20 protein-coding genes are annotated in these 23,624 nt (G+C 43.9%); 4 read left to right on the top strand and 16 right to left on the bottom strand.

The features are described from left to right. Positions 1–119: 119 nt before the first annotated feature. Positions 120–887, top strand: a complete 768-nt coding sequence (locus tag GO495_RS10195) for a hypothetical protein (RefSeq protein ID WP_157299574.1) — start codon at positions 120–122, stop codon at positions 885–887. A 65-nt stretch (positions 888–952) separates the two neighbouring features. Here the strand turns inward: GO495_RS10195 and lipB are convergent, their stop codons facing one another. Further along, positions 953–1,687: a lipoyl(octanoyl) transferase LipB gene (lipB, locus tag GO495_RS10190; protein ID WP_157299573.1), complete on the bottom strand. Its 735-nt coding sequence runs from the start codon at positions 1,685–1,687 to the stop codon at positions 953–955. Positions 1,688–1,739: 52 nt separating this feature from the next. On the opposite strand from lipB, the gene GO495_RS10185 reads away from it, so the two are divergent. Beyond that, positions 1,740–2,825 carry an RluA family pseudouridine synthase gene (locus GO495_RS10185; RefSeq protein ID WP_240915199.1) on the top strand — a complete coding sequence of 362 codons (1,086 nt, stop codon included), beginning with the start codon at positions 1,740–1,742 and terminating at the stop codon, positions 2,823–2,825. Positions 2,826–3,072: 247 nt separating this feature from the next. Beyond that, a complete protein-coding gene (locus GO495_RS10180) occupies positions 3,073–4,734 on the top strand; it encodes a T9SS type B sorting domain-containing protein (protein ID WP_157299572.1) in 1,662 nt (553 codons plus the stop codon). A gap of 243 nt (positions 4,735–4,977) precedes the next feature. Here the strand turns inward: GO495_RS10180 and GO495_RS10175 are convergent, their stop codons facing one another. The 9 genes from GO495_RS10175 to GO495_RS10135 all read right to left on the bottom strand — a co-directional run bounded on the left by GO495_RS10175 (position 4,978) and on the right by GO495_RS10135 (position 11,502). Then, positions 4,978–5,919, bottom strand: a complete 942-nt coding sequence (locus GO495_RS10175) for a hypothetical protein (RefSeq protein WP_157299571.1) — start codon at positions 5,917–5,919, stop codon at positions 4,978–4,980. 18 nt (positions 5,920–5,937) lie between these two features. Further along, positions 5,938–6,777, bottom strand: coding sequence for an anti-sigma factor domain-containing protein (locus tag GO495_RS10170; RefSeq protein WP_157299570.1), 840 nt, complete (start codon positions 6,775–6,777; stop codon positions 5,938–5,940). Between the two features lie 6 nt (positions 6,778–6,783). After that, positions 6,784–7,332, bottom strand: coding sequence for an RNA polymerase sigma factor (locus GO495_RS10165; protein ID WP_157299569.1), 549 nt, complete (start codon positions 7,330–7,332; stop codon positions 6,784–6,786). Positions 7,333–7,567: 235 nt separating this feature from the next. Continuing rightward, positions 7,568–8,419, bottom strand: a complete 852-nt coding sequence (locus GO495_RS10160) for an anti-sigma factor domain-containing protein (protein WP_157299568.1) — start codon at positions 8,417–8,419, stop codon at positions 7,568–7,570. Positions 8,420–8,423: 4 nt separating this feature from the next. Then, positions 8,424–8,972 carry an RNA polymerase sigma factor gene (locus tag GO495_RS10155; protein ID WP_157299567.1) on the bottom strand — a complete coding sequence of 183 codons (549 nt, stop codon included), beginning with the start codon at positions 8,970–8,972 and terminating at the stop codon, positions 8,424–8,426. Between the two features lie 67 nt (positions 8,973–9,039). Then, complete coding sequence (gene def, locus GO495_RS10150) at positions 9,040–9,618, bottom strand: peptide deformylase (RefSeq protein WP_157299566.1); 579 nt, start codon at positions 9,616–9,618, stop codon at positions 9,040–9,042. A gap of 66 nt (positions 9,619–9,684) precedes the next feature. Further along, positions 9,685–10,095: a Holliday junction resolvase RuvX gene (ruvX, locus tag GO495_RS10145; protein ID WP_157299565.1), complete on the bottom strand. Its 411-nt coding sequence runs from the start codon at positions 10,093–10,095 to the stop codon at positions 9,685–9,687. Between the two features lies 1 nt (position 10,096). Continuing rightward, positions 10,097–10,963, bottom strand: coding sequence for a UbiA-like polyprenyltransferase (locus GO495_RS10140; RefSeq protein ID WP_157299564.1), 867 nt, complete (start codon positions 10,961–10,963; stop codon positions 10,097–10,099). Continuing rightward, positions 10,960–11,502, bottom strand: coding sequence for an RNA methyltransferase (locus GO495_RS10135; protein ID WP_170302655.1), 543 nt, complete (start codon positions 11,500–11,502; stop codon positions 10,960–10,962). The genes GO495_RS10140 and GO495_RS10135 overlap by 4 nt, the downstream gene beginning before the upstream one ends. A gap of 64 nt (positions 11,503–11,566) precedes the next feature. Between GO495_RS10135 and mutS the strand changes: the two genes are divergently transcribed. Further along, positions 11,567–14,173: a DNA mismatch repair protein MutS gene (mutS, locus tag GO495_RS10130; protein WP_157299563.1), complete on the top strand. Its 2,607-nt coding sequence runs from the start codon at positions 11,567–11,569 to the stop codon at positions 14,171–14,173. Between the two features lie 378 nt (positions 14,174–14,551). Here the strand turns inward: mutS and GO495_RS10125 are convergent, their stop codons facing one another. From GO495_RS10125 to GO495_RS10100, 6 genes are all read right to left on the bottom strand, one after another. After that, the gene (locus GO495_RS10125) at positions 14,552–15,850 is read right to left on the bottom strand and encodes a cytochrome c (protein ID WP_157299562.1); all 1,299 of its coding nucleotides are present in this window, start codon (positions 15,848–15,850) and stop codon (positions 14,552–14,554) included. Continuing rightward, the gene (locus GO495_RS10120; RefSeq protein ID WP_157299561.1) at positions 15,847–17,139 is read right to left on the bottom strand and encodes a cytochrome c; all 1,293 of its coding nucleotides are present in this window, start codon (positions 17,137–17,139) and stop codon (positions 15,847–15,849) included. Before GO495_RS10120 ends, GO495_RS10125 begins: the two co-directional genes overlap by 4 nt. A gap of 2 nt (positions 17,140–17,141) precedes the next feature. After that, positions 17,142–17,717, bottom strand: coding sequence for a redoxin domain-containing protein (locus GO495_RS10115; protein ID WP_157299560.1), 576 nt, complete (start codon positions 17,715–17,717; stop codon positions 17,142–17,144). Positions 17,718–18,080: 363 nt separating this feature from the next. Then, entirely contained in the window at positions 18,081–18,443 is a 363-nt protein-coding gene (locus GO495_RS10110) for a hypothetical protein (RefSeq protein WP_157299559.1), read from the bottom strand. 243 nt (positions 18,444–18,686) lie between these two features. Continuing rightward, entirely contained in the window at positions 18,687–20,273 is a 1,587-nt protein-coding gene (locus tag GO495_RS10105; RefSeq protein ID WP_157299558.1) for a SusD/RagB family nutrient-binding outer membrane lipoprotein, read from the bottom strand. Positions 20,274–20,309: 36 nt separating this feature from the next. Continuing rightward, positions 20,310–23,597: a SusC/RagA family TonB-linked outer membrane protein gene (locus tag GO495_RS10100; protein WP_157299557.1), complete on the bottom strand. Its 3,288-nt coding sequence runs from the start codon at positions 23,595–23,597 to the stop codon at positions 20,310–20,312. Positions 23,598–23,624 lie beyond the last annotated feature (27 nt).

The following is a 23,624-nucleotide window of genomic DNA, read 5'->3' as shown; positions in this document are numbered from 1 at the left end:
TCTGAACGTTAAATCGTTAAGGAGAAATCTTATCTCAGATATATCAACTTTTAAAAAGTCGTTCACTATATTTGGATGTAGTTGTACTTTTGACAACCTTGGATCAGGAATCAGTTTATATGAAGCAGTTGACGCGTTTTTTTATTGTAGCGGTAGTTATTATTATAGCATCAGCATTTACAGGTCAGGCACAGAATACAAATCCTCCGGTTCTCCCGGCGTTCTCAGCCCTTATTAAGACAGGTAAGATACAGCTGGACTTCATCTCAGGTTTCCGGGATGTAGCACAGATAGGTGTACAGCGTTCCCTGGACAGTGCACAATATTTCTATACAATAGGTTACGTAAACAACCCTAACGATTACAGAAACAGTTATTCGGATAATAAGCCATTGCCGGGTTCTAACTATTACCGTTTACTGGTAACGTTCAATTCAGGCAGATACTTGTATACTAAGATTATGCTGGCCGTACCGGACAGCACTATTGATGCCGGTCAGAAGTTACAACTGGCTGATGTAAAGGAACAGATGGTGGCTGCTGCTGCCAAACAGAGTGCTGGCGGGGCTACGCCTACGGTTGCAGAGACCAAAGAAGCAGAGAAAAAGGTAGAGAAGATAGTATGGCATCCTTCCAACTATGTATATACCACTGCAGATGGTAATATCAATATCAAGCTGCCGGATGCTGCAGGTAAGAAATACGAAGTGAAATTCTTTGAACCGGATGGATCTTTCCTTTTCGAGATCAAAGAGGTGAAAGAACCTTTCCTGATACTGGAAAAGGCCATCTTCCTGCACTCAGGCTGGTTCAACTTCGAGATTTACGAAAGCGGTAAGCCCTATGAGAAGTGGAATTTGTTCATTCCTTTGAACTATAAGAACTAATACTATCTTTTTTATGGTGCTTCGTACCATAAAAAATTGCAGGGCGAAGCCCTGCACCCAAAAGCTTAATTATTTTTAAGTACCATTTCAGCGCCAAATACATCGGCAAAGTGTCTTTGCATCCTTTCTTTTACTTCTGCCAGGGATACTTCCCGGCCTAATTCCTCCTGTATGGAAGCTACTTTTTTGTCGGCGATCCCACAGGGAATAATATTGTTAAAGTATTGAAGATCAGTGTTTACATTCAGGGCAAGCCCATGCATTGTTATCCAGCGGCTGCACCTTACTCCCATAGCGCAGATCTTACGGGCACGGGTTTTATCTTCCGGGTCCAGCCATACGCCGGTCTCACCGGCAGAACGGGTACCAATAATTCCATACTCCGCTAAAGTACGGATCACGATCTCTTCCAGGTTACGCAGGTATTTTCCTATGTCTGTAAAGAAGTTTTCAAGATCCAGGATAGGATATGCTACTACCTGCCCAGGGCCATGATAGGTAATATCCCCTCCTCTGTTAGTAGGGAAAAAGCTGATCCCCTGCTCCTGCATCTGCTGCTCATTGATCAGCAGGTTTTCGATATGCCCGCTTTTACCTAATGTATATACAGGAGGATGCTCACAGAAAAGCAGGTAATTGGTAGTTTCTTCCTCTGTAACGACCGGAATATCAGTAGCCGGGCTACCCTTCCCCTTCGCAAGTTTCACCTGTACATTCTCCTTCAGCAAGACTTCCTGGTAATCCCAGGCCTTCTGGTAATCTATGATTCCCAAATCGGTAATATGGATCTGTTTGTTCATATGCAACGGTAAAGTTACGATACATAGGGCAACCGGTAAACAATTGTTACCTTTGCAAAAATTTAAGATCCTCATGGCGGAAGAATTGATTGAATTGGACGATGAGCTGGAAAATGAAGAAGGCAGCGAGGAGCTGTACGAACGGGTGAATATTATCGCCGATAAAGGTCAGGAACCTTTAAGGATAGATAAGTTCCTGATGAACAGAGTGGAAGGTGCCACCCGTAATAAAATCCAGCAGGCCTGCGAAGACGGTTTGGTTGTTGTAAACGACAAACCTGTCAAGTCCAATTATAAGGTAAAAGCGCATGATCATATCATCGTCTTTACCAGCAAGAACCCTGAAAATATGGAGGTGGTGCCTGAAGAGATGCCACTGGACATCGTATTTGAAGACGAAGATATCATGCTGATTAACAAGCATCCGGGTATGGTAGTACATCCCGGCTGTGGTAACTATACCGGCACACTGGTAAACGGCCTTGCCTGGTACCTGGGTGACCATACCAACCCAGAACCTGCCCTGCCACGCTTCGGACTGGTACATCGTATCGACAAGAATACCAGCGGATTACTGGTTATCGCCAAGTCGGACAAAGCCATGAACGACCTGGCCAAACAGTTCTTCGACCATAGTGTACAACGCCGTTACCTGGCCCTGGTATGGGGAGATTTTGAAGAAGATGAAGGTACCGTAGTCGCCCATGTAGGCCGCCATCAGCGCTTCCGTAAAATTATGGATGCCTATCCGGACGGAGAATATGGAAAGGAAGCCATCACCCACTACAAAGTACTGGAACGCTTTAATTATGTAACATTAATAGAGTGCAGACTGGAAACCGGCCGTACCCACCAGATCAGGGTACATATGCAGCATATTGGTCACTCCTTATTTAATGACAGCACTTATGGTGGAGACCGTATCAGGAAAGGTACCATCTTCGCCAAATACAAACAGTTTGTAGAAAACTGCTTCGAACTCATGCCCCGGCATGCCCTTCATGCCCAGACACTGGGCTTTGTCCACCCCCGTACCCGTCAGCCTATACACTTCGAAAGCCCGCTCCCTGCGGACTTCACCGCTGTACTGGACAAGTGGAGGACTTACGTATCTGCAAGACCACTACAGGAAGAATAACTCACTAAAAAGGAAAGGCCCCCTGCAAGCAGGGGGCCTGAAATCAGCCGCAGCTGTTTTACTTCTCTCAGGTGTAAAAGTAAGACATTCATATGGTTGAGGATGCTAACCCGATGTTAACAAATGAATTTTCTCTCGTTTTTAATCCTAATCCAATGTTAACAAACGGCCTTTTCTGTTAATTCCATTAAAAAAATTAAACATATCATAAAAATCTTTTAATTTAGTGCCTTACCCATGTCCTCACATGAGAAACCTATATCTATTTATAGTGGTCATTCTATTTACACTCGGCTCCACCACGGCCAGAGCTGACACACCCTTTACTTATAACACTACCTGCCTGAACGATATTGTGAAATTTACCATTGCTAAAGCTGACCAGGCAGGCATTGATTCCTTAAAATGGGATTATGGCGACCTCGCCTCCGGTGTAAAAGACACGTCCTCTTCCATGCAGGGTGCACACACTTACGTGACCGCAGGTACCTATACAGTTACCCTTATAGCATTCAGAAGCGGTGTGCAGGACCTTACCACTCAAACCATTACCATCGTAACACCCGTGCCTTACGACTTTGGCCCACAGGACCAGACGCTCTGCGATGGCGGCAGCATCACCCTCACCGCTCCTACGGTGGCCGGTGCTACCTATGAATGGCAGGACAGCTCCACCAATCAAAGTATTGTTGCCGATACCTCGGCTACCTATAAAGTGAAAATCAACGGATGCCTGGTACAAGACTCCGTAAACGTATTCTTCACTCCCATCCCGGAAATAGACCTGGGCCCCGATGTGACGCTTTGCGCAGGAGAAACCCTGCAACTGGATGCAACTGCCCAGAACTGTACCTTCTTATGGAGTACAGGCGCTACCACCCCGGATATCATCGTACACAGTGATACCGTTCGTCCTACCGTCGAATACATCGTTATCGCCGACGCCAAAGGCTGTGGTACTTACAGAGATACCATCAACATCACCTTCGCAGGTACACAGCACCCCTTTTCCCTGGGGCCTGATACCCTGCTCTGCCCTGGTGAAAGCATTGTGATTTCCGCTGTCACTCCCGGTGCTACCGCCTATCGCTGGAGCAACGGCGCCCGTACCCCGACGACGACCATTAATGGCCGGTATGACCTCTGGGTATTCGTCAGCATCGGCGGGGTCTGTGAAGTGCTGGATACCATCAAAGTACGGTTCAATGCATTAAGGAATGTAGATCTCGGGGGAGATACCACCATCTGTAAAGGAGAAACACTGGTACTCACAGCCGACTTTGGAACAGGTACCTACCGCTGGCAGGATACTTCCAAACAGGCCACCTTCTATGTAAGGAAACCCGGCTATTATTATGTACACGCACAAATAGGCCGTTGTGAATCAACCGATACCATTCACGTAATGTTCGATGATACACTGCATATCCACCTTGGACCAGATAGCCTGATGTGCAACGGGGAAGTACTTAAACTATATCCAATGGGCGCAGGTGCTCAATATAAATGGCAGGACAGCTCCTCTGTTCCTATCTTTAATGTTACGGAGCCCGGAACATATGCACTGGTCAGTACCAACACCTGCGGACGGGCAACAGATTCTGTAGATGTCCGCTTCCAGGATTGCTCCTCACAGGTATACATGCCTACGGCATTCAGTCCGAACGGAGATGGTTTGAATGATTACTTCCGGCCACGGTTCCGGGGTATGATCTCCAATTTTGAGATCAGCGTGTATGACAGATGGGGAGAAAGGGTCTACTATACCACAGACCCCCAAATAGGGTGGACAGGTAAAAAACAAGGAACTCCTTTACCCACAGGTACTTATATCTGGATCATGCAATACGTCAGCGGAGATACAGGTAAACTGATAAAAAAGAACGGATCAGTCACTATCATCTATTAAATACAGCTTCAAACATAGTTAACAGACTGTCAAAAGTATTTGTAGACACTAAAAAGGCTCCGTTAGGAGCCCCGTGTTTGTAGCAAACAATTTATCTTCTACATAATAGACTCCGTTAGGAGTCCCCTGATATTAGCAATTTTAGGGGACTCCTAACGGAGTCTGCGTTTGTTGTTCTATTTTTTGCTGCAAACATATAGAGGGGGTATTAGTTACTTTTGACAGCCTGTTCTTTATGTTCACCTACTGAACAGATCCTGTAAAATCATGAAACTTGGCAATAAATACGGAAGTCTCCCTTTTCTTGAAAAGAACATTCCAGGTACCATCATAAGTTACTAAAGAGGGAATCAGTAAACCCTGTTGTTTGGTCATCTGTACATTCATCCGCACATTAAAATCAAATAATAAGGTTTTATAAGAGAGAGAATATTTCCGTCCTACAATTTCGAAGTTTTCTTTATTGAAGTAGGTAATTAATTCATTGATAACAATATCTCCCCTGTCAATACTATTTAAGTCCTTCCTGGCAATTGCTGTAAACACATAACAGGGAGTAATATCCTGGTAATTTTCCGAACGGATAGAGAAGTCGTACAGCCGTCTTACTTCAGGATCAAAGATGGCAACCTTACCGCCTACGATGGGCACCCCTCTTACGGGTTGTCCGGGATTAAAAATCAGCTTTTTTAACTGGTTCTTATGTTTGGCCATACTACCGCCGGAAGTTTCAGGGACCTCTCCGCTGGCATCCGCACAAACGGTTCCTTTTGTAAAAAACAGGTTAGCGTATAATTCCGCCGTGTAGTAATTGTATGCTCCTTTTGAGTTGTAAAAGTCGCCCCCCGTTTCTTCCTGCAATACCTTCATTGTATGGCAGCGACCCTGCATATTCTGCTGGATCCGGCTTTTCAGGAATGCCTGTATCTGTCCTTTTTTACCGTAGATGCGGATATCATTATCAGAGACATAACCCAGCAAACGAAGGTTCTTGAAAGCACGGTAAAAGGTAGTATCCTCTTCTACCCTTTTGATAAAGCTGTTGACATCAAAGCCTATACGTTTTGCCTGTACGGTTACTTCATCAAGGGTGACGGTCATCCCTTTATAAACAACAGAAGTATCCTGTGCGTGAGAATAACTGTAAAAGAATAATATTGCTAAGCACATCCAAAGTTTCCGCATACTGCGAAATTATGAATTTTAGCTAGGTTTTCCTGCCACATACATCTGGTCCATTGTTGGAGCGGGACTACCACCTTTGTTTTCCAATGTGATAGCAAACATGTCAGCGTTGTCAACAGATTTCATTTTTTGGAGGATAGCTGCTGTGTCCGTACTGATATCAAACACGCCCATATCCATGGGTTTGCCGGCCACGATGGCCCATAGCTGGTATTGTTTACCGGCAGCAGGCTGGGGCAGATTATTGGCCATCAGGAACACCTCTTTCGAAGCCTTGTTCCAATAGACCGTTGCGAGTGATGAAGGGAAAGATTTAGTACCCGGCATCTTCACCGTCTGCATGGAAGGATCTTTCACAATATCCAGTGAATGTTCCAATTGTTCCATTCGCGTCCGGTAAACGTTCTGTTCCGATGCCAGTGTATTGTTGCTGGTTAATAATGCGTCGTACCTGACCTGATAATCACTGTAACGAGCGGAATAAATATAGTTAAGTAACAGACTGCCCAGTAATAATAATATTGCTGCAACTGCGGCCCAACGCCAGGAACTGCTTACGTACAGTTTCCTGCCAGGAGTATCTTCTATAATTTGCGTTTCTTCTGCTTCTTCTCCGGTTAATTTTCCGGCTTCTTCATCAGCAATGATCCTGATCAGATTTTGCTTCACAACTGTTGGTGGTGTAACAGACTGCAACATTATATAATGCTCCATACCCAGCCGGCAGTCTTCTACTGCTGTAGCTACTTCCGGATATTGATTTATCGCTATTTCCAGCTCCTGCGCCTCTTGTGGAGTCGCCAGCCTGCTTACATAAGCTTCAATCAATCCGGACGATATGTAACGAGATGCGCCCACTTCTTATTATATTTTTAACAAGTTCCTTAATTGAATAATCGCGTTCCTCATTCTTGTTTTTACGGTACCCAAAGGAATCTCCAACACCTTGGAAATCTCTTCCTGGGTGCATCCTTTGTAGTATGCAAGATCAATAATGACTCGTTGTTCTTTGGTCAGCTTTTCAAGAACCTTTGAAAGGCCAAGATGGTCAACTGATGGGTGTACGGTTAGATTCGTTGTATATAAATGTACGTCATCACCGATCACTTGGATTTTCTGATCCATCTTATGAGCCTTTGAGCGGAGCGTATCAATGGCGGTATTACGGGTAATATTAAGCATCCAGGTAAACAAACGTCCCTTGCTTTCATCGTACCGGTCAATATTACGCCAGATCTTAAGGAATACTTCCTGCAGAACATCACCCGCATTGCTTTCTTCATTGAGCACCTTCATAGCCACTCCATATAAAGCAGGTGAATAACGGTCATACAGGTAGCCGAATACCTTCTGGTCTTTAGCTTTAAGCCCTTGCACCAACTCAGATTCCGTATATGTGAACGCGGATTCCAAAACAATTAATAAATTTTGTTAAAAATAACGTTTCGATACTGCTAAACGATTAAAGCAAAATGTCACGTCAGCCGTATACGTTACAGAAAAGATAACCGTTTACCGGTACAGCTGCATATTTACTCTCAAAGTAAGTCTTAACTAACGGTTAATGGGAATGCAATTATAAAGGAAATATAGCAATTATCAGGGAATAATTGATAATGAGGAGATAAAGGAATGGTACGGGCTAAGATCAGCCGGCTACTTTACCGGCAACAAACATCTGGTCCAGGCTTGGCGTTGTACTGCCGCCCTTTTTTTCCAGGGTAACTGCAAATACCTGTGCGCTTGTCACCTCTTTCATTTTTTGTAAGGCTTTGGCCATATTGCCCAGTTGGAAAACACCTGCGTCAATTGGTTTACCATTGACGATGGCCCATAGCTGGTATTGTTTATCTTCAGGGGGTTCGGGTAATGTTTGTGGGATTATATATGCTTCTTTCGTAGCCGGGTTCCAGCAAATAGTAGCGACAATGTCAGTATGTTTACCAACAGCCTGCATCTTGATCCATTTGAAAGCAGGGTCTTTTAACAGGTCCAGTTCTTTCTGTGTTTGCTGATATCTGTCTGCAAAAGCGCTTTTCTCCGCAGATAATGCTACGTGCTCTTCTTCCGCTTTTGCGATTTTTTCACCTAAGGCATCTGCACGACCCATGTAAACAACATTCATACCTGCGCTCACAACCAGTAATACACCAGCCGCTACGGCTGCATATTGCCATATTTTCAGCACGGGGATCTGTGGCATTACAAAACGGGGTTCTTCTTCTTCTTTTTCCTGTTTATCTTCTGCAACAGGCACTTCTGCTTCTTCTTTCTCCACTTCATTCAAACGCGCCATCAGTTGCTGTTTCAGCCCCGCAGGAGGTTTCACCGCCCACATCTGTACATAGCGTTCCATATCCAGGCGCACCGCATCAGCAGCCGCTTTTATTTCGGGATACTGCTGGATAGCAGCTTCCACTTCACGGGCCTCCGAATCGGATACCAGCCCCGCAACGTGGCTTTCTATAATGCCAGATGATATGTAACGTTGAACATCCACTTAATTACAACTGTTTTAGAATGGTCCGTAATTGTATGATCGCATTACGCATCCGGGTCTTCACAGTTCCTAAAGGAATGTCCAGGATTTTCGAAATCTCATCCTGTGTACATCCTTTGTAATAAGCCAGATCAATAATAATGCGCTGTTCCTTGTTCAACTGTTCAATTACTTTCGTCAATCCAATCTGGTCCACAGACTGATGCACAGCAAATTGCTCCGTTCCTGTGGAGTTGCTGCTCAGTTCCTGTACCTTCAGTCCCTGTTTATGTGCTTTTGAACGTAAAGTATCGATAGCGGTGTTACGGGCAATATTCACCATCCAGGTGAATAAACGGCCTTTATCTGTATCATAACGTTCTATACTCCGCCAGATTTTGAGAAAGATTTCCTGCAGCACGTCCCCGGCAATATTCTCATCATTGGTCACCTTTAAAGCGATCCCAAATAATGCCGGTGAATAATGATCATATAAGTAACCGAAATGTTTCTCACTCCTGGATTTTAATCCAAGAACAAGTTCGGCTTCTGTATATGTTAGTGCTGTACCCAATGTATTTGCTTAGTTTGCAGGCACTAAAATAACAGGGATTTTTAACATTACAAAATTTTTGTCTATTTTATTTATGGAATATCATCTTGTAATCCACACTGATCTTACCTTTTGTGATGTCCTCCAATTTTCCTTTAATCATTCTGCGCTTGAGAGGCTTCAGGTGATCAATGAATAATTTACCATCAATATGATCATATTCGTGGAAGATGACACGGGCAGTTACGCCGGAGAAAGTTCTTTCCTGGGGTTCAAAATTTTCGTTTACATAGCGCAGGGTAATGGTTTCAGGGCGATATACGTCTTCCCTTACCTTTGGAATACTCAGACAACCTTCGTTATACGCCCACTCTTCGCCGGCTGCCTCTACAATATGTGCATTGATGAATACTCCCTTCACGCCATTGTCTCCGGGGTATTCTGCTTTTTCCTCTTCCTCCAGGCTCTCAATGATCTGCTCACTATCTATTACGAACAGGCGGACAGGTCTGTTTACCTGCGGCGCAGCAATGCCCACTCCACTGGAGCTATACATGGTTTCCCACATATTGGCGATAAGTTCCTGCAACTTTGGATAATCAGGCGTTATATCTTCACACATTTTGCGTAAAACCGGGTGTCCGTATGCAACGATAGGTAGAATCATTTATATCTGTTTTCAATTTTTCAGAAGTGCAAAGGTAAAGATCAATAGCGAATTAAATGCAGCAGTTTATCTGCTGCGCAGATATTCCTGCAGAATAATGGTCGCACTGATCTCATCTACCAGCGCCTTATTCCGGCGGTCCTGCTTTTTCAGTCCGCTGTCAATCATCGTCTGGAAAGCCATCTTGGACGTAAACCGCTCATCTATCTTCTTAACAGGCAGCTCCGGGAAATTCTTTCCCAGGATACGGATACATTCCGTCACCAGGGCCGTGGCATCTGTGCTGCTGCCATCCAGGTTCTTAGGTTCCCCTATCAGCATCAGCTCTACCGGCTCTGCTGCCATATATTTCTTCAGGTAAGGGATCAGCTCATGCGTCAATACCGTCACTAACCCACTGGCTATCAACTGTAAAGGGTCTGTTACTGCCAGGCCTGTCCTCTTCTTACCATAATCAATTGCCATTATACGTGCCATACTATCCTATTAATAACATATCTGCAATGGCAAATACTGCGTATACCACGCTTGCAATACCGTTTGTAGTCATAAATGCAATGTTCACCCTGCTGAGGTCATTAGGTTTTACCAGCAGATGCTGTGAGATCAGCATCAGGATAAATACGGCTCCTCCAATGATATATAACCAGTGGAACTGACCCTGCAGACCAATGATGATCACCAGGATGCCCGCTACCAGGTGCAGCCCTTCAGAGAAATGCAGGGCACCTGCCTTACCCAGCCAGGCCGGAATGGAATTCAGCGATAAAGAGCGGTCAAACTCCTCGTCCTGCAAAGAGTAAATGATATCAAAACCAGATACCCAGCATAATACCAGTACAGATAATAATACCGGCAACAGGGCAAAATGTCCTGTTACGGCAAGATAGGCACCTACCGGCGCCAGTGACAGGCCCAGTCCTAATATCAAATGACAAAGCGCTGTAAAACGCTTGGTATAACTATATCCCAGTACCACCAGTAAAGCTACGGGAGACAGGTAAAAACAAAGCGGGTTGATGAACCAGGTCACTACCATAAACAACACACAGTTCACAATTACAAACAGCAATGCATTGCTTTCTGTAATCACGCCACGGGGAATCTCACGCTGCGCCGTACGCGGGTTCTTCCTGTCAATGTCCGCATCCAGCCAGCGGTTGAACGCCATCGCTGCACTGCGTGCAAACACCATACATAATATTACCAGCAGGAATAATTCCCAGCTGAACGACTGCCCGGTTTTCACCGTAGCTATAAAGAAGCCGGTCAGGGCGAACGGCATAGCAAAAATCGTATGACTGAATTTTACAAGTGACAGGTACTTATTAACTGTACTGATCATAATGCTTTTTCTTTTTTCAACTTTACAAAGATATCCCAAACCACGATACCTGTGCTAACAGATATATTAAGGGAGTGTTTTACACCAGATTGCGGGATCTCAATACAACCCGACACCATTTTCATCACCTCTCCATCTACTCCCGATACTTCATTACCAAACACCAATGCCAGCGGTTTCCCCGCTTCCGGTGTAAACGCGTCCAGCATGATACTCTGCTCTGCCTGTTCTATGGCCATCACCGTATAACCCGCTTCCTGTAAAGCTGTTACAGCTTCCGCTGTTGTCGCAAAATATTGCCATTCAACAGTTTCGGTAGCGCCTAACGCTGTTTTCTGAATATCCCGGTGAGGAGGTACGGGCGTATATCCGCATAATACAATGCCCTGTAAAAGGAATCCGTCTGCTGTACGGAATACAGAACCTACGTTGTGCATGCTGCGCACATTATCCAGTACCAGCACCAATGGTGTTTTATCCGCTGCTTTGAACTGCTCCACCGTTTTACGGCCCAGTTCATCCATGCTCAGTTTTCGCATTTTGCAAAAATAAGATAATTAGTGAGCCCAACTGCACGTCCCTACATTTCTATATATTTGCGCCATGGCTAAAAGCAAATCGGAAGAAACCCCACTCATGCTACAGCATAAGGCTATTAAAACCCGTTATCCGGATGCCGTGCTGTTGTTTCGTGTGGGAGATTTTTATGAAACTTTTAATGAAGATGCAGTCATTGCCTCTAAAGTATTAGGCATTGTACTCACCAAAAGAGCAAATGGCGCTGCCACTTATGTAGACCTTGCCGGCTTCCCGCATCATTCGCTGGATACCTATCTCCATAAACTGGTGAAGGCAGGCCATCGCGTGGCTGTCTGTGATCAGCTGGAAGACCCGAAAACAGTAAAAGGCATCGTGAAACGCGGTGTTACCGAAATGGTAACTCCTGGTGTGGCTGTGAATGATAAAATACTGGAAAACGCCAGTAATAACTTCCTGGCAGCGGTCCATTTCGGTGCGGACAACATCGGACTTGCCTTCCTGGATATCTCTACAGGCGAATTTTTCGTGGCACAGGGGAATGTTGAATATGCGGATAAACTCCTGCAGAGTTTCAGACCCGCGGAAGTATTGTATGCCAAACAGCAGCAGAAACTCTTCCGTCAGCATTTCGGTACCCGCTTCTACGTGTATACGATGGAGGAGTGGATCTTCACCACTACCTATGCGCAGGAAACTTTATTAAAACAATTTGAAACTCACAGCCTCAAAGGCTTTGGTATAGATGGCCTGCCGGATGCTATTATCGCTGCCGGCGCAGCCCTGCATTACCTGCGCGATACAGAACATCCGCACCTGCAGCATATCACCAACATACAGCGTATAGAACAGGACGACTTCCTGTGGATGGACCGCTTCACTATCCGCAACCTGGAATTGCTTAACAGCGGCGTGGAAAACGGTCATACGTTACTCAGTACACTGGACACTACTGTAAGCCCTATGGGCGCCCGCCTGTTAAAACGCTGGCTGGTATTCCCCCTGCGCAACATCAACGAGATCAATGAGCGGCTGGACGTTGTAGAGTACTTCATCAAAGAAACAGATCTCTCCAGGTCTTTACATCAGCACCTGAAACAAACCGGCGACCTTGAACGCGTGGTATCTAAAATCCCTCTAAGGAAAATAAATCCCAGGGAAGTGATGCAACTGGCCAAAGCCCTGCAACAGGTGGAAGGCGTAAAGAAGCTGTTGGAGAACTCTCCCAATAATTACCTGCGCGAGCTCAGTCAGAAGATGGACCCCTGCCCCGGTATCCTCTGCCGTATCCTGGAACAGATCGTGGAAACACCTCCTGTTCTTGTAAGCAAAGGCGGTGTGATACAACCAGGCATCGACGAAGAACTGGATAAACTCCGCAATATCTCCAACAACGGTAAAACCTACCTGCTGGAAATACAGAAAAAAGAAGCGGAGATTACCGGTATTTCCAGCCTGAAAGTAGCTTACAACAATGTATTCGGCTATTACCTGGAAGTAACGAACGCGCACAAAGACAAAGTTCCTGAGACCTGGATCCGCAAGCAAACACTGACAGGTGCAGAGCGTTATATTACTCCGGAGCTGAAAGAATACGAAGAGCAGATCATTGGTGCAGAAGAAAAGATCCTTTCCCTGGAAATAAAAATCTTTGACGAACTGCTGCTTGCCTTACAGTCGTACATTCAGCCTATACAGCAGAATGCGCAGATGTTCGGAAATATAGACTGCCTGCTCTCTTTTGCTACGAACGCGATCCAGTTTAAATACCGTCGTCCGCTTATTACAGATGGTTTCAATATTGATATACGTGAAGGCCGTCATCCTGTTATCGAGCGTGGTTTACCACCGGGAGATACCTATGTGGCCAACGATATTATCCTTGATAAAGAACAACAGCAGATCATTATTCTTACTGGTCCGAATATGAGTGGTAAATCTGCCCTGCTGCGTCAGACGGCGTTGATTACGCTCATGGCGCATATGGGTAGTTTTGTACCTGCTGCGGCGGCTGAAATAGGTTTAACGGATAAGATCTTCACCCGTGTGGGCGCCTCTGATAACCTCAGTGGTGGAGAATCTACCTTCATGGTGGAAATGAACGAAACGGCCAGTATCATCAACAATATCACTTCCCGCAGCCTCGTTATTCTCGATGAAATAGGCCGTGGCACCAGCACGTACGATGGTATCTCCATCGCCTGGAGCATTGTGGAGTTCCTGCACGATATGACAGAGCACAGGCCTAAAACGCTGTTTGCTACGCACTATCACGAGTTGAATGAATTGGAGAACAAACATGGTCGTGTAAAGAACTTCCATATCACCAATAAAGAATCCGGGAATAAAATAATATTTCTGAGGAAGCTGGCTCCTGGTGGCAGCCGGCATAGCTTTGGTATCCATGTGGCCCGTATGGCCGGGATGCCGCCACAATTGCTGCAAAGGGCCAATGAAGTGCTTGCACATCTGGAAGAAAAACACATTGATGCGCCGCTGGAAAAGCATGTTAAGAACATTGCAGGTCCTGCCAGTAAAGTACAATTAAGCATCTTCGATGCGCACAGCGATACGTTTAAACAAATCCGGGAGATGCTGGATAATGTAGATATTAATCGCCTTACTCCGGTAGAAGCGTTGCTAAAACTAAGTGAGATTAAAAATCTTATCTGATAAAAAAGGCTCCGTAGGAGTTCCTCCTATGGAGCCTGTATGATATTGAATTTTTCCCCATTTCCTGCCATAATAATCTCCCATACATCCTAATACATTGATAATCAATATCAAAACGTATTGAAACAGTAATTACTGCTTACAACCTACTGACACTCAGCCTATATGGATATCTGATGCTACTCATAAGGTAGTATAAGCCCTATATAAGCCCACTCATAGCCCCCTATAAGCCCCCTATAAGCCCACCTTATTTAGAGGGGGCTTATATACAGCTTATATAGAAGTCTCTTACCAATTATACAGCGTTTACAGGAGAGTTTAGGCACTTCCTGTGTTGTATTATGTAAGACGTTGGCTATAAATACGGAGCTTTTTCTATTTAGTACTTATCTCCTCATCCCCTTTCTCATAAGGCAAAGACACCATCACCAATGTCATCATCTCATCTTTTGTCTTCATCGCCCCATACACTATTGCCGGCGGGGAAGAAGGATTAGAGGGATTATCCGCTGTATTATCATATGTACCTTCTATATTCACGATCGTTCCTGCCGGTATCTTCATTAGTTTGGGAAACCAGTAGATCTCCTGCCAGTTAAAGTTCCAGTCGGGAATAGATACCAGTTTAATTGTATCTCCTTCAGGTGTCACTGCATATGCTTTAAAAATCTTACCGAGGTAATGCATATGTGGCCATACATACAACAAAGACTGATCGGTAGGTGTAGCTACCCTTACCTTAAAGCTCTTCACTACATTTGGCGGTATATAAAAATAAGGATCGATCTGCTTCTCTCCTATCCCCCCGGAACCCAAAGAAACCGCTTTAATAACCCTTTTAACGGGCGTTTTGGTAAAGAAGAACTGTACCCCGCTGATGACGTCTTCATCCTTACCTAAAGGCGCATAATGCACCGTTAAAAGGACAACACCACGCTTAGGCATTACCCATCCGATATTAGCAGGATAAGACTCGTAAGAACTACCCGGGATCCATCCTCCAAAGTAGACCATGTTCTGCCGGTACTTTACATATTGTTCGTAGTAGTCGAGGTGGGATTCGGTATTATTCACATAGGCGGGGGTGTTATATAAATCCAGTTCCGGTACATTATCTACTTCATAATTTGCATGATGGATCACCTTCCTGTTATTGGAAGTAAATTCAATCGCTTCCACGTTCATAGAATCGGGTAATTCAAAGGGGATTTTATACACGATGAACTTTTCCGTATTATCTCCCGGCAGGTGAAAACTTTCTTTCATAGAGAGTACCAGGTCCGGTTTCCGTTTATAACGCGTACCTGTTACATAGGGATTTTCATCTTTGGCAGTAGCAGTACCTTTAGGCATTTTATGATCCGCCCAGTCGGCTATCATAGTAATCTGTTCTTCGGATAATTTCCTTTCATTGGCAAAGGTAGAATAATGCGGATCAGCCTTCCAGGGTGGCATGTAATGGCTCTGCGTCACCTTTTTAATAAACGCGGCCCTCTTTGCCACATCTTCATAGGTAACAAGCGGAAAGGGCGCAGATTCTCCTTCCCTGTGACAGGGTGTGCAGTTGCTATGTATCAGCGGCGCTATATGCTGATACCATGTAATTTTCTGTCCGTTTGCAGTATACGTGAACAGCAATAATATTGCAACGATGTATTTCACACGAACTATCATCTTAAAGCTCTCTTTTCATCTCCTTTTTCATATGGCATATATACCATCACCAGTGTCAGCATTTCGTCTGTCGTTTTCATGTCCCCGCTGGAGTAAATAAGTCGGGGTGGAATGTTTGGATTAGAAAGATTATTGATCGTGTTATCATATGTCCCTTCCACATTGATCACCGTCCCTTTGGGGATTTTTTTCAGTGTAGGGAACCAGTAAGGTTCCTGCCATTTAAAATCCCAGTCCTTTATTGATACCAGCGGAATAGTATCTCCTTCCGGAGATACGCCATATGCTTTGAATATTTTTCCGAGGTAGTGCATATGTGGCCATACGTATAATATTGACTGGTCTTCCGGCACTGTCACCTTTAACCTGAAACTCTTTATTACGTCAGCTGGTATGAAAAAATACGGATCAATATCTTTCTCTCCTATTCCACCCGAGCCAAACGATACGGCCATGATCTGTCTTTTCACCGGCGCCTTTGTAAAAAACAACTGTACCCCGCTGATATTCTCTTCTTCCCTGCCTAATGGCGCATAATGTAATGTCAGTAACATCACTCCCCGCTTAGGCATTTTCCAGCCTATGCCGGCAGGATAAGATTCATAGGAAGTACCGGGTATCCATCCCCCGTAGTAGATCATTTTTTTCCGGTAGGGTACGTACTGTTCATAGCTCTGACGGGAGCCTTCGGTCAGGTTGATGTAATCGATCGTATTGTAAAGGTCCAGGTCGGGTACATCATCTATTTCATAGTTAGCATGATGAACCACTTTCTTATTGCTGGAAGTAAACTCGATTGCTTCCACGTTCATGGAATCCGGCAGTTCGAAAGGGATTTTATATACGATAAAGCGTTCCATGTTATCCCCTTTGATAATAAAAGGTGCTTTCATGGTCAGTACCATATCCGGCTTGCGGCTATAATGGGTACCTTTTATAAGCGTAATAGCTTCTTGTGTGTCTTTGCCTTTAGGCATATTATGATCTGCCCAGTCGGCGATCATGGTTATCTGTTCATCTGTCAGTTTCCTTTCATTGGAAAAGGCGGTGTAATGCGTATCTGGTTTCCAGGGCGGCATGTACCGGCTTTCTGTCACTTTTTTAATGAAGGACGCTCTTTTGGCCACTTCCTCATAGGTAATTAATGGAAACGGCGCAGCATCCCCCTCGCGGTGACAGGGAGAACAGTTACTGTGTATAAGTGGAGCGATATGCTGGTACCAGGTGATACGTTGTGCATTCGTTGGTATAGAAATAAATAATAGTACAACAGCAATAATGCCTCTCATTTTCAATAATTGCTGATAAGACAACCAACTGGTGTAGTGGCGGTCAGAGGTTCTCCTCCTGTTTCTACACTGCTGATGGCTTGTTCAAGATACTTTTTCGTAGCTACTTTCCTTGTTTTCCCCAGTCCTACCACCCAGTCGTCTATCAATCCCCTGTAATACTCTTTGCCATTATATCCTATCAGGATTACTTCCGGCGTAACGGTAGCATCCAGTGAACTGGCGATGTGTTTGGCAGGGTCCATCAGCACCGGGAATGTGATACCATAATCCCTGGTAAAGGCAGCCACTTCGCTTCTCAGGAAGGTTACACCGCTGATGATACCATAGAACTGTATTTCCGGGTGCTTTTGCTGCATGGCCTGTAATACAGGTGCATAGTTCTTGCATAAAGGGCACTCTGTAGACAGGAATATGTACGCCACCGGCTTCCCCGTGGGTTTTACCAGGAACGTTTTCCCGTTAAAGTCTTTCAGCCTGTTGGCAGGCGCTAGTTTCTCACCGGCGATTAGCTGGGCGCTCAGCGACTGAGTCAGGAACAGTCCGCTGAACAGCGCTAATAACAATAGTTTCGCCATAACGATGCGTTTATCATAACTAAATTCTGGTTGAAAGTGGCTCAATACAATGTACGGATTAACAATATGAATTTTCTTATATATTGAAAAATAAACCTTTTTGTAAGGAAATGAGGGGTTTGGGGTTAATGGGGTATAGGTTCTCTGCTTCTCAACGTTTTTCTATTATGATAAAATAATGTTGATGAATTAATCATACCTGCAGATATAAGACTCCTAACTCCACTGTTCCATTTAAGCAAAATGGCTGGTTAAAAAAACGGCCATTCCGTTAGGAACGGCCGTTTTAGTATTAAGTACATAAAGTCAATTAACATTTTCTCTGGTACCTGAAAGCTTGTATGGTTTTAGTACCTGTTATGGCTATTCAAATTTCCCCTGTTTCTTCAACTCTTTCAGACTAAACCTTCTTGTTCCGACGATTTTCCTGTATCCATTATCAGTTGTCATAATTTCTTCAACAACAATAGTGTCTCCACGGCATTCACAGAAATAGCCACCCTTTGCATCATCAAATAATCCGAGATACATTCTGAAGTTTGTTGAATCAGTCAGATAAGCTGTCAACAAGTCTCCGCCTAATGCGCCACCTCCATAAACTCTATATAACTCAGTAGTTAGATTATTACAAGACTTAAAACTTGATCTAAAATCACTCTTATCCCGTTTGTTTATACAAGCGGTAAGTAATAAAACAGTTATAAAAAAACAATAGTATCTGATCATGGTATTTCTTTTATAAATTAGGACCATAGCGAATCTGTGTAAATTCCTTTTGCTGGTGTAGCAGCGCTATCAGCTAAATACGCTGCGCTAACTGCTGATCAGTAAATGAAATCTCATAGCTATCCGATATTCTTCAGGGGATAGAATAATAATATTGCGGATTACCGAAAAGCAAGTTGTTTTTTATTACATAAAAATGGCCCGCCATAAGGCGGGCCATCCCAAAGTTATTATGAAAGTGAATTACTTCGCGTCCCAGAAAATCCTGGTAGTCTTTGTATCTTTTGCTTCTACAGCAGAATAGTTAGCTGTGTTGTAGAGCTTCTCGGAAGAAGGATACAGTAAACGGGTTGGAGGCGCCTTATCAACAGCAGAACTCAGCGTTCCAAACTGCAGAACAGGATAATCCGTTCTTCTTAATTCAGCCCATGCCTGACCGGCCTGGAGAATGAAGAAGTGCATCCATTTCTGTGTATAAATCTTCGCCAGTTTTTCGTCAGTAGTACCAGTATAAGCGATAGCTGGTTTAGCTACGTAAGCACTGATAGTTGCCGCATCCGGAGTAACCAGTGTAGCCCAAGATCTTGGATTACCTGCGTTTCTTGGAGTCCTTAACTGGTTAATGCCAAACCAGAATCCTACTGACTGATTAATACCAGCTTCGTAATCTGTCTGTGCACTGGAAATGCCCCATCTTTCATCAGCTTCGGCTTTTAAGAAACTTACTTCAGATGCTGTAAACAGTACAGCAGGAATAGCATCGTTATAGAAGAAAGTTGCGGAGTCATAGGTAGCGTATCCACCAGCATTATAATCACCAGCTGTTACATCAAAAGGAACACCTCTCCAGCCAGTAGTATCATTTTGGTCCCAATATACCTCTGTACGCGGGTCACTATTAGCTCTCATCAGTGTGTTCATCAGATAATCAGGAGCAAAACCAAAATCTGCGAATACATCATGTAAATCACTTCTCACTGCAGTTGGGCTCATCTTGAATAATGCATTCTGGCTGTTATCAGTGATTAAAGGATAAGTAGTTGCATCAGCAAGCATTGCTGTAACTTCTGTTTTTGCAGATGCTTCACTCACATTAGATATACGCATTAATAAACGCAGACGCAGTGAGTTGGCATAACGACGCCACATAGACAGATTTCCATTAAACAGGATGTCCTGCTTAGTGAATTCTGCAGATGTAGCTTTTACTAAATGAACAGTATCTAAATATGTATTAACGGTTTTCAGACCAGCAATCAGCGTATCGTATAATGCAGCAGCATTATCATATGGAGCCAATATTACAGTACGGCCTGAAGTATTCAGAGAACTTGCCTTAGAGAAAGGAATATCTCCCCACAGGTCAATCATCTGTGCTGCCTGATCGTATACCAGTACCTGTGCACATTTCAGGAATACCCGCTGTTCGTCTTGCTGAGAAGATGAAAGAGCAGCAAGGCTAGTCTGCATTTCTACATAAGAATTAAGGATACCAGGACCATTATAGTTATAGTCATCACCTACAGAACCATTGTAGAAATCAACCCAGCGGCCTTCCGTATACGAAGTATTAGGAGTATACATCTGTGCACCAGGAGAGATAGTGGTAAACTGAGAGAATGCAGCTGTAGTAGGCGCTATGAAGGTATAATAATCCCAGTAAGAAGGATGTATCCTTTTATTCATGAACATACCGGAGAACAGCTTGCCAATAGAACCGGTAGTAGTTAATTCCGGGTTCAGGTAATCATCCTCCAGTTTTTTCTTACAGGAGCTAAAAGATCCTATAAGTAAAACGAGGAGAGCTGTATTTATCAAAAGTTTTTTCATTATTATCTTTTTAAAATTCGTTAAGAAATGAATTAACTAGAAGCGTGCACGCAGACTCGCACCCATGCTTCTTGTTGGACCTGCAGTCCCGTTATCAACACCCTGATCAAGCCATCTTGAACCTGTAGCAACTTCCGGATCGATACCGTAAGGAACAGATTTGTAGAGGTAGAACAGGTTACGTCCTATCAGAGATAATTGCAGACCTTGGAAATGCAGTTTCTGAACGATGCTCTTAGGCATATTGTAAGTCAATGCTACTTCACGAACTTTGATATAACTGTTGTTAAATACTGCTGCAGTATAATCTCCATCATGCCAGTAGTAGTTAGTCAGGTAGTAGTTAGCAGCAGAAATCACTTTATCGTTAGGAGTTCCGTCTGGTTTAACACCTTTCAGGATCAGACCATCATTACGGGAGCCACCAGCAGCAGCGACATATTCAGCCTTTGCTTCGTTTACTACGTTGTAAGAGATACCACCATGAGCAGCGTCTCTGTACTGCAATGTACTCTTGAAGTTACCAGTACCGATCTGATAGTAAGTTGGTGTAGATATCAGTTTACCACCATAACGATAGTCCAAAGAGATATCAAGCGCGAAGGCTTTGTAAGAGAATGTGTTAGAGAATCCACCAACTACCTTAGGCATAATATTACCTACGTATTTGTAATCTTCAGAACCATAAGAATATTTGTACATACCGGTACCAGCGTCGATAACGTTGTTACCTTTGCCATCCGTAGTATGAGGGTGTACATAAATATTACCCAATGGGTCTCCTACCTGAGAACGTACAATTACGAAATCAGACTCAACAGCTTCTGTTAAACTTGTCTGACCATTTGTTAATGCAGCCAGTTTGTTTCTGTTTACAGCAAAGTTAAAACGGGTAGACCAACGGAAATCTTTAGTTGCGATTGGAGTAGCGTTGATAGCTGCTTCAAAACCATAGTTAGCGAGGTCACCAGCATTGATCAACGCTGATCCTGCTCCTACAGAAGGGCTGGTTGTAGAGTACAGAATCTGACGTTTTACTTTGTTATTATAGTAACTCATATCCAAACCGAGTCTGCCTCCCAGAAACCTTGCTTCCAGGCCAATTTCAGTTTCTCTCTTCTGTTCAGACTTCAGTCCATTATTACCAAATTTATTACCGTTTGGCTGTTGATACAACAGGTTACCACCACCATAAGCAAGGTTATACTGATTGTAAGCTACGTTAGCCTGATAAATGGAAGGATGATTACCCACCAGACCATAAGAAGCTCTTAACTTACCAAAATTTACAAACTTAGGCAGTTTCACTACATCAGAGAACACAAACCCTGCGTTGAACGATGGGTAGAAATAACTGTTGTTACCTTTTGCCAGGGTAGAAGTTGCTTCGTAACGGCCAGTACCTTCCAGGTATAGGAAGCCCTTATAGCTCAAATTCAAAATACCAAATGTTGCGACGTCTAGCTGCTCTGCACGTGTACCCTGAGTAGACACAGTAGCTGCAGAGTTGCTCAAACTGAACCAATTTTCATTCACCAGACCATTTGAGGTGGTAGCAGACTGATAGTTATAATTCTGTTTACGACCAGTCAAACCACCAGTTACTGACAGATCTAAGTCTTTAGTCAGCTTTGGAGAGTAAACCACTAACGCATCCCCGTAGATAGCATTGTTAACCTGGCTCTGCATCCAGTATCTTCCTGTAGTAGCGAGTGCCGCAGGTTTTTCGTTATGTTCCTTATCTTCAATACCCAGGTTAGTGAAGTCACCGCCTACTCTTGCTCTGAAACGCAGATTGTCAAGCAGACTAACATTCAAAGTAACGCTGTTGATAAAACGGTTCTGCGTTTCATCATAACTGTTACGCAGACTTGTGTAGAAATAATCCAACAACTGTGTAGCTCTCATGTTCAGGGCAAACTTCTCGTCCTGATCATAGTCATTGTTGTTATATACTACGTATTTGTAACCATTTTTGGTTATGGCCCTATCCTTCATGGTTTTCAAATCATCCATACGGCTGAAGAAACCATTGTAAGAACCAAAGATAGTACCGGTAGTACCAGCGCGATTGTGCGTGAAGCTATTGTTATAAGTAGAAACCAGATCAATGGTGATTCTCTTGCTAATGTTCAGCGTACCATTGAAGTTGAAGTTATTTTTGTACAGATTAGCACCTGGCATAATGCTCTTGTTGTCTGTGCGGGTATATGAAAAACGGAAACTTCCATTTTCACTCGCATTAGACATTGCTACGTTTAAAGCAGAGTTATAACCCGTCTGGTAGAAATCTTTGTAGTTATTCTTGTTAGCAGAATATTTTCTGGTAGTACCATCCCAATAAAGTACATCGCTTCCGTCGAACTTAGGACCAAACTGACCATATGCTCTGTAAAACGGATGCTTTTTTCCACTAGCATCAGTGATCATACCATCGTAAGTACCACCAACGCCGATGTTTGTTACAGCATCATAACCAGGACCATATTCGTTCTGGTAATCAGGACTTGCAGCAACCTTCTCTTGGTTAATAACGTAGTTTACATCAACACCCATTCCATGAGCACCTTTGCTGCCTTTTTTGGTAGTGATTACAATTACACCATTGGTTGCTTCAGAACCATACAGCGCACTTGCACTCGCACCTTTCAGTACAGATAGTGATTCGATGTCTTCAGGGTTGATATCCAATATACCATTACCTTCAATTCTACTGTCTTTAGTGTTGAAAGAAGGTTTGGTCAGATCATTAAAGTTCCTCAAAGGCACACCATCAATTACGTATAAAGGTTGTGTATTGTTACCGTAAGAAGATACACCTCTGATCTGTACAGATACTGCTGAAGAAGCACCACCCGGAGCAGAAACGATCTTCACACCAGCAGCTTTACCATATAAAGCAGATGCAAAGTTGGTGCTACCAGTTTGTGTAAGTTCTTTGGAAGTAACAGTACTAACTGAATAACCCAGGGAACGGGTTTCTCTTTTAATACCCATTGCTGTCACCACTACTTCCTGTAATCCTTTTGGATCATCAGCAAGTGATATATTCAGGTTAGTATTGCCGCCTACAGCAACTTCCTGTTTCAGATATCCGATGTATGAAAATACAAGGGTACCTGTAGAACTGGCGCTTAATTTAAAGCTACCTGCACCATCGGTCATAGTACCGCTGGTGGTTCCTTTCTCAGAAACACTCACGCCTGGGAGAGCGGAGCCTTTCGAGTCTTTTACAACGCCCGTGATGGTTATTTTCTGCTGCGCCCAGGCTAACTGAATGCACAAAACAGAAAGAACCGCAAATAAGAAAAGCGATCTCTTCATTTTTATTTTTTTAAATTGAAACTGTGG

Source organism: Chitinophaga oryziterrae, from assembly GCF_009758125.1.
Taxonomy (GTDB): domain Bacteria; phylum Bacteroidota; class Bacteroidia; order Chitinophagales; family Chitinophagaceae; genus Chitinophaga; species Chitinophaga oryziterrae.
Note: the sequence above shows the minus strand (reverse complement) of the source record. Positions and strands in the feature narration are given on the sequence as shown.